Annotated in this window: 12 protein-coding genes; 5 read left to right on the forward strand and 7 right to left on the reverse strand. The window is 45.7% G+C overall.

Translation table 11 applies throughout. The annotated features are described in order from the left end of the window. Positions 1-33: 33 nt before the first annotated feature. Positions 34-1,464 (reverse strand): siroheme synthase CysG, encoded by a 1,431-nt coding sequence (cysG, locus tag ASUC_RS08750; RefSeq protein ID WP_012073420.1) that lies wholly within the window; start codon positions 1,462-1,464, stop codon positions 34-36. After that, positions 1,464-2,498 (reverse strand): sulfate ABC transporter substrate-binding protein, encoded by a 1,035-nt coding sequence (locus ASUC_RS08755; RefSeq protein ID WP_012073421.1) that lies wholly within the window; start codon positions 2,496-2,498, stop codon positions 1,464-1,466. Before ASUC_RS08755 ends, cysG begins: the two co-directional genes overlap by 1 nt. 247 nt (positions 2,499-2,745) lie before the next feature. Here ASUC_RS08755 and cysT point away from each other — a divergent pair, with 247 nt between their 5' ends. Genes cysT through ASUC_RS08770 form a run of 3 tightly spaced genes read left to right on the forward strand, consistent with a single transcriptional unit; the run spans position 2,746 to position 5,547 of the window. After that, positions 2,746-3,567 (forward strand): sulfate ABC transporter permease subunit CysT, encoded by an 822-nt coding sequence (gene cysT / locus ASUC_RS08760; protein WP_012073422.1) that lies wholly within the window; start codon positions 2,746-2,748, stop codon positions 3,565-3,567. Continuing rightward, positions 3,567-4,433 carry a sulfate ABC transporter permease subunit CysW gene (gene cysW, locus ASUC_RS08765; protein ID WP_012073423.1) on the forward strand — a complete coding sequence of 289 codons (867 nt, stop codon included), beginning with the start codon at positions 3,567-3,569 and terminating at the stop codon, positions 4,431-4,433. Before cysT ends, cysW begins: the two co-directional genes overlap by 1 nt. Before the next feature lie 37 nt (positions 4,434-4,470). Next, the gene (locus tag ASUC_RS08770; RefSeq protein ID WP_012073424.1) at positions 4,471-5,547 is read left to right on the forward strand and encodes a sulfate/molybdate ABC transporter ATP-binding protein; all 1,077 of its coding nucleotides are present in this window, start codon (positions 4,471-4,473) and stop codon (positions 5,545-5,547) included. 58 nt (positions 5,548-5,605) lie between these two features. On the opposite strand, the gene rlmM is transcribed toward ASUC_RS08770, so the two are convergent. Then, on the reverse strand, positions 5,606-6,700 hold the full coding sequence (gene rlmM, locus ASUC_RS08775; protein WP_012073425.1) for a 23S rRNA (cytidine(2498)-2'-O)-methyltransferase RlmM: 1,095 nt from the start codon (positions 6,698-6,700) through the stop codon (positions 5,606-5,608). Then, positions 6,693-7,580, reverse strand: a complete 888-nt coding sequence (locus ASUC_RS08780) for a transcriptional regulator GcvA (RefSeq protein ID WP_012073426.1) — start codon at positions 7,578-7,580, stop codon at positions 6,693-6,695. Before ASUC_RS08780 ends, rlmM begins: the two co-directional genes overlap by 8 nt. A gap of 451 nt (positions 7,581-8,031) precedes the next feature. Between ASUC_RS08780 and ASUC_RS08785 the strand changes: the two genes are divergently transcribed. After that, positions 8,032-9,063, forward strand: a complete 1,032-nt coding sequence (locus ASUC_RS08785; protein WP_012073427.1) for a branched-chain amino acid aminotransferase — start codon at positions 8,032-8,034, stop codon at positions 9,061-9,063. A gap of 129 nt (positions 9,064-9,192) precedes the next feature. Continuing rightward, positions 9,193-9,753 (forward strand): CDP-diacylglycerol--glycerol-3-phosphate 3-phosphatidyltransferase, encoded by a 561-nt coding sequence (gene pgsA, locus ASUC_RS08790; protein WP_012073428.1) that lies wholly within the window; start codon positions 9,193-9,195, stop codon positions 9,751-9,753. Between the two features lie 73 nt (positions 9,754-9,826). Here pgsA and cysB read toward each other — a convergent pair whose 3' ends face one another. From cysB to ASUC_RS08805, 3 genes are all read right to left on the reverse strand, one after another. Further along, a complete protein-coding gene (gene cysB / locus ASUC_RS08795) occupies positions 9,827-10,798 on the reverse strand; it encodes an HTH-type transcriptional regulator CysB (RefSeq protein ID WP_012073429.1) in 972 nt (323 codons plus the stop codon). Positions 10,799-10,875: 77 nt separating this feature from the next. Beyond that, positions 10,876-11,784 (reverse strand): 23S rRNA pseudouridine(2605) synthase RluB, encoded by a 909-nt coding sequence (gene rluB / locus ASUC_RS08800; RefSeq protein WP_404799674.1) that lies wholly within the window; start codon positions 11,782-11,784, stop codon positions 10,876-10,878. 290 nt (positions 11,785-12,074) lie between these two features. After that, on the reverse strand, positions 12,075-12,698 hold the full coding sequence (locus ASUC_RS08805) for an L-threonylcarbamoyladenylate synthase (RefSeq protein WP_012073431.1): 624 nt from the start codon (positions 12,696-12,698) through the stop codon (positions 12,075-12,077). Positions 12,699-12,805 lie beyond the last annotated feature (107 nt).

The following is a 12,805-nucleotide window of genomic DNA, read 5'->3' on the forward strand; positions in this document are numbered from 1 at the left end:
GTTTAAATTCTTTTATCACAGGCTGAATCCCGTCTATGCCACGCTTTCGATCCGTAAACTATCTAACGTAAAGTGCGGTCGTTTTTGGGCAAATTTTTGTTCGCCGAACCAAGCTAATTTGTCGTGCAACGTCACCACTTCGCCCACTACAATCAATGCCGGCGTCGGCGCATTCTCGGCAATTTCCGCCAACGCCGTCAGAGTGCCGATATGTGTTTTTTGCCTTGCTTGCGTGCCTTGAGAAATCACCGCAATCGGTGTCGAACCTGCACGACCGAATTGCTGTAAACGTTCGGCGATATCCTTGGCTTTCAATGTGCCCATATAAATCACTAATGTTTGATTACTGCGTGCCAGGGTTTGCCATTCAATGTCCGAAGCATTCGCTTTGCGATGACCGGTGACGAAAACCGCACTTTGGGCGTAATCGCGATGGGTCAGCGGAATACCCGCATAAGCGGTGGCGCCGATTGCCGCCGTAATGCCAGGCACCACGGAAAACGGAATTTGTCGTTCCGCCAATACTTCCAGTTCTTCACCGCCGCGACCGAATACGAAGGGATCGCCGCCTTTCAAACGCACCACGCGTTTGCCTTGCTGCGCGTATTTCACTAACAGCGCATTGGTATTCTCCTGCGCCACTTGTTTGCCTTGCGCCCGTTTTCCCACGAACACCAATTTTGCATCACGACGCACTAATTCTAAAATCTCGTCGGAAACCAAGGCATCGTATAACACCACGTCCGCCTGCTGAATCTCCTGCAAACCTTTCAACGTCAGCAAACCGGCATCTCCGGGACCTGCGCCGACTAACGAAACGAACCCGCCGCGATAATCCTTATCCAGTTGTAATTCCAATTCTTTTTTTGCCGCTTCTGTTTGGCGGTTTTTCAGCAATTGACTGAATCTGCCGTTAAACAGGCTTTCCCAAAAACGGCGGCGTTCGGTTACGGTTTTCAGTTTGGTTTTTACTTTATGTCGCCATTTGCCGGAAATATCCGCCATCGCACCTAAATGTTGCGGTAATAAGGCTTCTAATTTTTCCCGTAACAAACGGGCCAATACCGGCGCCGTGCCACCGCTGGAAACGGCGACTTGAATCGGATTGCGATCGATAATCGAGGGAAAAATAAAACTGCAACGCGCTTGATCGTCCACCACGTTAACCAGCTTCTGCTGACTTTCCGCCACCCGGAATACCCGTTCGTTCAGGTATTCGTCATCGGTCGCGGCAATCACTAAAAATACGTTGCGAATCTGTTCGCTGTTAAATTCTCCGGCAATCCAAAGAATATGTCCCAGCTCAAAAAGTGCGGTCAATTCGGCGTTTAATTTTTGCGCCACAATACGTACATCCGCATTGGCTTTCAGTAATAAATTCACTTTACGCGCGGCAACGCCTCCGCCGCCCACCACCAATACGGGACGGTTATTTAAATCGGCAAATACGGGAAAATAATGCATTAGTTCGTTCCTTTTTGTTGCTGTGCGTTTTGTTGCGCCTGAATATAAAGCCGGTCGAACAGGGCGTTATCGGCAAAATGCATACGGTTAATCGTCGTCCAATCGCCGAACTTTTCATTCACGTCGAAGGTTTCGATTTCAGGAAAAAGTGCGGTCAAATTTTTCAATATTTTTTTATCGCTCGGACGAAAATGATTTTTCGCCGCCAGCTGTTGCGCTTCGGCTGACCACAATCCCCGCAAGTAAGCCTGAACTTGTTCGCGGGTGCCGTTAATCTTGCTATTTTGATTCACTTCCGCCACCAATACCGGGGTGTACGCCGTTAAACCGGGATAAACCAGCTCAAAGTCGTCTCGCCCCAAAGTTTGCACGGCAAGTGCGGCTTCGTTTTCCGGTGCGATTAATACATCGCCCAAATTACGCCGGGTAAACGAGATGGTCGCCCCGCGCGCGCCCGCTTCCAACACCGGTATATTACGCAGCATTTTTTCGATAAACCCGTGAACCTGTCGTTCGTCGCCGAACCGTTGTCGCGCATAAGCCAACGCGGCCAAATAGGCGTAACGCCCGTTGGCGGACGTTTTCGGGTTGGCGAAAATCGTACTAACGTCATGACGGGCTAAATCCGCCCAATCCCGAATATTCTTCGGGTTGCCTTTGCGTACTAAAAACACCATAACGGAACCGAAAGGCGTAGCATTATCCGGTAACGCCGACCGCCAGTTTGCTGCGATTAATCCTTTTTCCACCAACATATCGATATCATTCGCTTGCGTAAGCGTCACCACATCCGCCGGTAAACCGCTTGCCACGCTCAGCGCCTGTTTGCTGGCGCCGCCGTGAGACTGAGAAATCGTAATTTGCGGATGTTGCTGCCGGAATGCCGTATTGTATTCTTTGTAAAAATCGCGGATGACGTCATAAGCCACATTCAGCAATACTTTTTTATCCTGCTTATCCGAATGTGAAGAACAGGCGACAAAAGTGGTAACGGTAACCGAAATCACAAGAAAAACTGCAATTATTTTCTTCACTCTGCGTCCTCCATATCAGGTTTGCCAGCGACATTCCGCGATTGCCCATTCGTTACGGTGAAATTTATAAAACAAAATGTTCCGATTCAAAAATAACAAAAATTTATTTCTTAGAATAAAATGGAATATATGCAACCAAAATAAGCGATTAAATATTACATTTAGTTATAATAAATAAATTTTAGTTCTTTGCATCCGGCATAAAGTGCGGTTATTTTTTTGTGCGATTTATGGAGTATGCAAAGTTATGCGAACCGTTTTACCTTTTTTCAAACGTGGAATCACTATTACGCTTTTATGGCTGGGATCTATGATTCTGTTACCGTTAGGCTTGTTAATCGCCACAGCATTACAGCTCGGCAGCACTGATATTTGGGCGGTTATCGGTAGTGAACGGGTCATCGCCTCTATTTGGTTGTCATTTAAAATGGCATTACTCGCAACGTCGGTGAATCTGATTTTCGGTTTTCTGTTGGCTTGGATTTTGGTGCGTTACGACTTCCGGGGGAAAAGTCTGATGAATGCACTGATTGATCTGCCCTTTGCGCTGCCCACGGCGGTAGCGGGAATCGCACTGGCTTCCCTTTACGCACCGACAGGCTTATTCGGCGGGTTATTGGCCAAAATCGGGATTCAAATCGCTTATACTCCGCTTGGTATTGCCGTTGCGTTAATTTTTGTCAGTCTGCCTTTTATAGTACGCGCCGTTCAACCCGTATTGGAAAAACTGGATCCCGCTTATGAAGAAGCCGCCGCTATTTTGGGCGCAAATAAACGGATAACGCTGACCCGTATTATTATTCCCGTTCTGCTGCCCGCCGTTATCAGCGGTGCCGGTATGGGATTCGCCCGTTCCCTCGGCGAATACGGTTCCGTGATTTTTATTGCCGGTAATGTCCCGTTGGTATCCGAAATTGCACCGTTGATTATCATGTCGAAATTGGATCTTTACGACGTACAGGGGGCATCGGTCGTAGCATTACTGATGATCATCATTTCTTTTCTTTTGATTTTTCTGATTAACGTCGCGCAATGGCAAATCAGTAAAAAAATGACGCAGGTAAAATAATGAATATTTCGACTATGCCGCATAAAAACCGACGCCGGCCAGATTGGCAAAAACGGAGCCTTATCGCACTCGGTTTTCTGTTTTTCGCCGTAATTTTATTGGCGCCGTTAGTCACCGTGTTCTATTACGCCTTCGAACAGGGTTTCAATTTGTTTATTCGGGCAATCGGCGATGAAGAGGCGCTTGCTGCCATTTGGTTAACGGTGAAAGTGGCGTTGATTGTGCTGCCTGTGAATGTCTTTATCGGTGTAGTGATGGCGTGGACTATCGCCTACTTTAATTTTAAAGGTAAAGCATTTTTGACCGCACTTTTAGACTTACCCTTTTCCATTTCGCCCGTGGTTGTCGGCTTAATGTTTTTATTGCTGTTCGGATTAGACGGCTTGGTCGGCAAATGGTTTATCGAACAGGGTTTCCGTATTGTGTTCGCTATGCCGAGTATTGTGATCGTCACGTTATTCGTGACCTTTCCGTTAATCGTAAAATCCTTGATTCCCGCTATGGCGGCGCAAGGTAACAGCGAAGAACAGGCGGCGCTGATTCTCGGCGCAAACACTTGGACGTTATTTTTCAGCGTCACACTGCCGAAAATAAAATGGGCGTTAATTTACGGCGTGATTCTCAGCAACGCCCGTGCCATGGGTGAATTCGGTGCGGTGAGCGTGATATCCGGTCATATTCGCGGCTTAACCAATACCATTCCGCTGTATGTAGAAATCAGTTATAACGAATACCGGTTTATCGCCGCTTTTGCCTGCGCCGGTCTGCTCGCCTCCTTAGCGTTGTTCACGCTGGGATGTCAAAATTTAATCGGCCGGTTGCAACGGCGTAAAACGGTAAAATCCTTACCCCGTCGTAACGCATAAACTTAACAACCGTATTTTATGAATTTAGGAAAGCAAAATGTCAATCCGTATTGAAAATTTAGAAAAATATTTCGGCAGTTTTCATGCCTTAAAAAATATTAATTTACGGTTTCAGCAAAACCAACTGACGGCATTGTTAGGTCCCAGCGGTTGCGGTAAAACCACTTTATTGCGAATCATTGCCGGACTGGAATTTGCAGAACGCGGACGTATTTGGTTTGAAGGGCGTGATGTGACTGGTCTATCGGCAAAAGAGCGCGGTGTGGGATTTGTTTTTCAGCATTATGCCTTATTTCAGAATATGACAGTATTCGACAATATCGCTTTCGGTTTGCGGGTGAAACCGCGTAAAACGCGTCCGAGTGAAGCGGAAATTCACGAAAAAGTGACCGCACTTTTGAAATTGATTGAACTGGAATGGCTGGCGGAATCTTATCCGAATCAGCTTTCCGGCGGACAACGGCAACGTATTGCGCTGGCACGTTCTCTGGCGGTTCAGCCCAAAGTGCTGTTATTGGACGAACCGTTCGGCGCACTGGATGCGCAGGTACGCAAAACCCTGCGTCGCTGGCTGCGTGATTTGCATCAGGAATTGAACGTTACCAGTATTTTTGTCACTCATGATCAGGACGAAGCGCTGGATGTATCCGATCGCATTGTGGTGATGAATAAAGGACAAATCGAACAAATCGGCGAACCGACCCGGATTTATCATGCGCCGCAAACGCCGTTTGTTACGCAATTTGTCGGCGATGTCAACGTATTTCACGGCCATATCGACCAAGGGAAACTGGTAATCGGCGAATTTTCCCATCACATTAACGAACGTGAAAATATGACAAAACCCATGAATAATCAATCGGCTACAGCTTACATCCGACCTTATGAGCTCACCCTGTCACGTTCCGCTGAAAATGCACTGGCAACGGGTAAAATTACGCACATTAATGCCATCGGTTTTATCGTCCGTATAGAAATCCAAAGCGCACAAAGCGAACAACCCATTGAGGTTATTTTAACTAAAAACGCTTACCTTGACGCGCAATATCAGTTGAACGAACAGGTTTATTTAGTGCCGGATAAATTGAATTTATTCCAACAAATGAACATTTAAAACAGAAAAGTGCGGTCGAAAAACGTTTAATTTTTTGACCGCACTTTTTACTGTATTCTTAATGGCGCCAAGTTCGAACATGTACCGTAATTTCCTCACGATCATGATATAAATGTTTAGCTTGCATACGGAATTTCAAACCGCTTTGCGTCAATTCGTCCGCCAGTTTTTGTAAACACCGCCGTACCTCCGTATAACGTTTTTTCATGGGTAACTTTAAATTGAAAATCGTTTCGTGACACCATTCGTTACTCAGCCATTTTCCGATTAATGCCACAATTCTGCCCGGCTGTTCCACCATATCGCACACCAGCCAATCCGCCTTCTTTCGTTTCGGCGGTTGAAATTTAAAACCGTCTTCGGAGCAATGTTCGATTCGTCCCGTTTCATGCAGGCTAGCCGCCATTTTACCGTGATCTACCGCATAAACGAATAAACCGCGTTTAACCAACTGATAGGTCCAACCGCCCGGACAAGCGCCTAAATCTACACCGATCATGTTTTCGTTCAAACGTTTGCTTTCTTCTTCGCGGGGAATGAAGGTTAAAATCGCTTCCTCCAATTTTAAAGTAGAACGGCTTGGCGCCTCCGTCGGGAATTTCAGCCGGGGAATCCCCATAAAATAGGGCGAATGATTACGGTTATAGGAATACCCCGCATAACAGGCGTCGGACCGTACAAACAGGCAATGCAAAGTCATACCGCTATCCTTAATTTGTTTGAAATTCAGCCATCCCTGTTTTTTCAATGCCTGCCGCAAAGGCACGGTAAATTTGCGGCAAAATGCGGATAATTCTTTTGCTTCATTGGTATCGGCGGTTTCCACCCAAAGTTCGCTGCTTTGTTGTAGCTTTAAGTGCGGTGAAACTTCCTGATATTTTTGCAAAATCGGCGTAATCCGATCCGTCGTCGGCAAATTCTGCAATAAATCGGAAACCACCACCAATTGGCGGGCGAAAATTAATTGGGTAAAGGGAATTTCTCGGGCAAGACGATCCGCCTCTCCCGGTTGGTAACATTCAAAGATCACATAGCCCGCATTTTCCTGTATGCGGGCAAAACCGAATACGCCTCGTTCGGCGGCTGTATCCGTAATTTCCGCCGCCACTTCTTTCTCAAAACCGATACGGCAATATAAAGCCAGTTTATTCATGTTTGTTTTTCATTTCCTGCATAATCCATTCGCGGAATGTCGTAATGGGTTGATCATCTGTTTTTGCCTGCGCATTCACTACATAAAATGCTTTGCTGTCCTGTAATCGGGTCGGCATGACAATTTGTAAATTACCGTTTTTTATTTCCTGTAATGCCAAAATCCGATTGGCAAGTACGATTCCCTGTCCTAATCTGGCCGCCTGCAAGCCCATAAAGGTATGACTGAAGACAATGCCTTGTTGGGTATCAAGGTTGTCAAGTTTAAGATAATGCGCCATATTCTGCCAATTTTCCCGGGTATGAACATGAATAAGTTGGTGTTTATTCAAATCCGCGGGGCAATTCACCGGATTAACGGCAAGCAAGCGTGGTGAGGCCAGCATTACTACTTGTTCCTGCGAAAGCAGCTCTGCTTTGAGGTTATCCCAGTTTCCGCGTCCGTAATATATCGCAATATCCACGTCGTTGCTGAGTAAACCGTCGTCTTGTTCCGCCGCTTTAATTCGCACGTCGATATCGGGATAACGATCGTGGAAATTGGCAAGATGCGGCACCAACCAATGCATACCGAAAGTCTGCGGCACACTGATGGTTAAGTGCGGTCGGTTTTGCGCCATAATTTTTTGTGTGCATTCCAACAGCTTATGCAATAAAAAGGCGATTTCCGTAAAGTATTGTTCCCCTTTTTCCGTTAATTCCAAGGCCCGGCTTTTCCGCACAAAAAGCGGAAAACCAAGAAAATCCTCCAACAGTTTGATTTGATGACTGACGGCGGCTTGTGTGACAAAAAGCTCTTCAGCCGCCTTGGTAAAACTTAAATTTCTTGCCGCACTTTCAAATGCTTTCAGTGAATTCAAGGGAGGCAATCGTTTAAACATAATTCTTCCCTCTAGTATATTTTTACTATATAATAAATAAAGTTTCTTATGGATTAGTTTTTTTAATCCGTCAAATAAATATTTCTAGTTTGTCCGCTCTGCTTTCTTTTTCTACAATACGCGCATACTTAATGACTGGTAATTCCTTAATTGATTAAGAGTTGAATCTTTTAGTTAAGTATTATGTTGTGTTTGCATATTGTTTGGGTAACCAAACAAAAGTAATTAATCCTTCTATTTAATTACTTATTAACTTCCTGTATATTTACTACCTAATTTTAGGTTATTGGCACCGCGCTTAAACTCCAAAAAAGTGCGGTGTTTTTTTATATCGAAATTCTATCATATTTTCTTCCCGCTGAAATCATAAATAATTGTTTTCAATCCGCCTGGATTGGCGTATATTTGCTTAATTATTTAAAATAAATAAGTAGTAAGAAGGATAAATATCATGAAAGATCTTGATTGGAATAATCTTGGGTTTTCCTACATTAAAACCGATTATCGTTTTATTGCACATTGGAAAGACGGCAAATGGGATGAAGGAAAACTTACCACGGACAATATGCTTCACATCCACGAAGGTTCCACCGCCCTTCATTACGGTCAGCAATGCTTTGAAGGTTTAAAAGCATACCGTTGCAAAGACGGTTCAATCAATCTCTTCCGTCCTCAAGCCAATGCGGAACGCATGCAAAAAACCGCAGAACGTCTTTTAATGGCACCGGTTCCTACCGAATTATTTGTCCGCGCTTGTAAAGAAGTGGTAAAAGCCAATCAGGAATGGTTAGGTCCTTACGGTTCCGGCGCAACGCTTTATTTACGTCCGTTCTTAATCGGTGTCGGGGAAAACATCGGCGTGAAAGCAGCGCCGGAATATATTTTCTCCGTTTTCTGCTGTCCGGTCGGCGCTTATTTCAAAGGCGGTTTAGCGCCGTCCGATTTCATTACTACCGATTATGACCGTGCGGCGCCAATGGGAACGGGCGGTGTGAAAGTAGGCGGTAACTATGCGGCCAGTTTGTTACCTCATGAACTGGCAACGCAAGAAGGCACGGCTACCCGTAAATTCGCCGATGCCATTTACTTGGATCCGAAAACCCATACTAAAATTGAGGAAGTGGGTGCCGCAAACTTCTTCGGTATCACCAAAGATAATAAATTTGTCACGCCGAAATCCGAATCCATTCTCCCGAGTATAACCAAATACTCCCTGCTCTATTTGGCAAAAGAACGTTTAGGTATGGAAACTGTGGAAGGCGACGTTTATATCGATCAGCTTGATCAATTCGCCGAAGCCGGCGCATGCGGTACCGCCGCAGTCATCACTCCGGTAGGCGGTATCCAGCATAAAGGCGATTATCACGTATTCTATTCCGAAACGGAAGTGGGGCCCGTTACCCGTAAACTTTACGACGAATTAACCGGTATTCAGTTTGGCGATAGACCGGCACCCGAAGGTTGGATTGTAAAAGTCGAATAATCTTTTTTTCCGAAAAGCACGCAATGCATTATCGCGTGCTTTTTTTGTAAAGATTTTTAAAGAGCATTCTCAACAGATAAAATATCGTTTAAAATAATTTTAATTTTCTACTCTAGGCAGAGTATTATTATGAAACTTAACTTCCCGACCTTTCTCACTTTGTTTCGAGTGGTACTAATCCCATTCTTTATTATTGCATTTTATTTACCGGTCGAATGGTCGCCGTTCGCGGCTACCGCCGTATTTTTCATTGCCTCCATCACCGATTGGTTCGACGGTTATCTCGCTCGCAAATGGAAACAAACCACTCGTTTCGGCGCATTTCTGGATCCTGTTGCGGACAAAGTTATCGTCGCCACCGCATTGGTACTGGTGGTAGAATATTACCATGTATTCTGGATCACCATTCCCGCGATAATCATGATTTCCCGTGAAATTATTATTTCCGCATTACGCGAATGGATGGCGGAAATCGGCAGTCGCACGGCCGTCGCCGTGTCTTGGATCGGCAAAGTCAAAACCACAGCACAAATGCTGGCGCTCGGCGGACTGCTCTGGCGTTATAACTCTGTCATGGAAATTCTGGCGATTATTCTGCTTTATGTGGCCGCAATTCTGACTATTTGGTCAATGCTGCAATATCTAAAAGCGGCAAAAAGTTACCTGCTGGATGAGATTGAAACAAAGTAGCATAAGCTGAAAAGACTACAAAAAAGTGCGGTCAATTTAACCGCACTTTTTTGCATTAAACAGATAAATTCGCCTATTTTTCTTCTAATACAATTCCTTCAAACAGTTTTTGCACATCGCCGTTATCCCGCACCTGCTCCGCCCGTTCTACCTTCGTTCTGGTTAAATGAGGGGAAAAATATTGAATAAAATCATACATATAATTCCGCAGGAAAGTGCTGTGCTTAAAGGCGATTTGAGTAGTGCTGGATTTAAATAAATGACTGGCGTCAATCGCCACCAAATCCGTATCCGCTTCCGTGTGCGCCATGGAAGCTATAATTCCTACGCCCAAACCAAGGCGCACATAGGTTTTAATGACGTCCGCATCCGTTGCCGTAAATACGATATTCGGCAGTAATCCCGCGTTATTAAAGGCATAATCCAAATCCGATACACCGGTAAACCCGAAAGTATATGTCACCAACGGATATTTACTGAGTTCTTCGATAGTAACGTTTTTCACTTTAGTAAGCGGATGACCGGGCTTCACTACAATCGAACGGTTCCATTTATAACACGGCAGCAAAATCACATCGTCGAACAGGTATTGCGCTTCCGTAGTGATAGCAAAATCCACTTCACCGGATAATAACGCGTCATAAAGCTGATTCGGCGAACCTTGGTGAACATGCAGACTCACATCAGGATATCGTTTCGAGAATTTTTCGATTACCCCGGGTAGCATATAACGCGCCTGAGTATTGGTGGTGGCAATGCGCAAGACGCCGTGATTCGGTTGGGTATATTCGTCCGCAATGGCGCGGATTGCCTGCGTTTTCACCAGTAATTCGCGGGCTATGGCGACAATTTTCTTACCCGCCGGCGTTACCGATTTAATATGCTTTCCGTTACGTTCGAAAATCTCTAATCCCAGTTCTTCTTCCAGCAGGCGCACCTGTTTACTGATACCCGGCTGGGATGTGTACAACGCGTTCGCCGCCTCCGTCACGTTCAGATTTTGATTCACAATTTCAACCACATAACGTAATTGTTGGAGCTTCATAAAAATTCTCTACGTTGATTCATCAAGATTAACGGATAAGTTATCCGCCCGAAAAACTCATAATTTTAACCGTACTTTTATTTTCTGTAACGTCTTGTCACATCGGAATAACGTTTCACCGCACGACGAATTTGTCCGGTTTTGGCTCGACGATTCGATTGGGTTACATCCAACCTGGTTTCCGTTTCCGGCGGTAACCCCACCAGTTCGCGCAAATAGTTGACGTTTTCCAAATCCATCTCCTGCCAACCGCCGCGCGGCAGGGTTTTCATCAATTTAATATTACCGTAACGAATACGGATCAGGCGGCTGACTTGGATACCTTGGCTTTCCCACAAACGGCGCACTTCACGATTACGCCCTTCTATTAAAGTCACGTCAAACCACCGGTTCATTCCCGTACCGCCAGCCGGTTTAATCGCAGTGAAATTTGCCGGTCCGTCTTCCAGCTGAACACCTTTTTGTAAACGTGCCAACATGGCGTCGTCCACATTGCCGAATACGCGCACGGAATATTCCCGCTCCACTTCGCGGCTCGGGTGCATTAAACGATTAGCCAGTTCGCCGTCGGTAGTAAATAGCAATAAACCGGAAGTGTTAATATCCAAACGTCCCACCGCAACCCAACGAGAACCGGTTAAACGCGGTAGGCGCTCGAACACTGTGGCACGACCTTCAGGGTCATGACGGGTACACAGTTCGCCTTCCGGTTTGTAATACATCAACACGCGGCAAACGTCTTTTTGTACGCCGGTCAAATTCACCAAATGCCCGTCAATACGAATTTTTAAGCCGGAATGGACAATGACGCGATCACCCAATGCGGCTATTTTTCCGTCCACACTTACGCGGCCTTCCGCGATAACCGCTTCGATTTCGCGGCGGGATCCCTGTCCCGCTCGAGCCAATACTTTTTGCAATTTCTCACCGGCTACGGCAGCTTTCCGCTCGACGGGTTGAGCCGGTTTAGGCCGGCGCATAGGCAAAGGTTTACGTTCGAATGATCTTTTTTCATCGGATTTTTCGACCGCGCTTTTGGCGTGACCGCCCGTTGCCGTATTACCATCGGAGCTTTTGCGACGCGGTAAATGACGCTCTTCTCGATATTCTTTAAAACGGCCTTCATTACCATTGTCGTGACGCTTAAAGTGCGGTCGGTTTTCTGATTTTTTTTGACGGGGATGAGATTGAAATTTCATAATTGTTCCTTGTCGCTTTCACAAGCGTCGAAGCCTGCATTCGGTTATTTCCTTCGGCAGGCGGATGAATATACGGATTAAATAAAAGGTTCCACGGAACCGCTGCCTTCACGCAGAATCACCGGCGTTTCGTCGGTTAAATCCACCACGGTGGTAGGTTCTTGCCCCAAATAACCGCCGTGAATGATTAATTCTACCTGACGTTCCAATCGATCGCGAATTTCTTCCGGATCTGACTGAGTAATATGATCTTCGCCCGGCAACATCAGCGAACAGGATAAAATCGGCTCGCCCAATGTTTTCAACAGATCCAACGCGATTTGATTGTCCGGCACGCGTAATCCGATGGTTTTGCGTTTCGACGTCATTAAACGGCGAGGCAATTCTTTGGTTGCAGTCAAAATGAAGGTGTAACGCCCCGGCGTGTTGTTTTTGATCAATCGATACGCTACGTTACTCACCGTAGCATAGTGGGAAAGCTCCGACAAATCACTGCATACCAAGGTGAAATTATGCCCTTGCGGCAAATGACGAATCGCTACGATGCGATCCATAGCGTGTTTATCGCCTATCATACAGCCCAATGCATAACCCGAATCCGTCGGATAAACAATAACACCGCCGTTACGCAAAATTTCCACCGCCTGATTAATCAGACGCGATTGCGGATTTTCGGGGTGAATATAAAAAAATTGACTCATACGTTGTGCCTTCTGCAAAAAACGGCTAATTATACCGCACTCATAAGGGAATGAAAATACAACCCGACGCCATGTTACGGGATAAATCCGATAAAATTCTGACAAAA

The sequence above is a fragment of the Actinobacillus succinogenes 130Z genome (genome assembly GCF_000017245.1).
In the GTDB taxonomy this organism is placed as follows: domain Bacteria; phylum Pseudomonadota; class Gammaproteobacteria; order Enterobacterales; family Pasteurellaceae; genus Exercitatus; species Exercitatus succinogenes.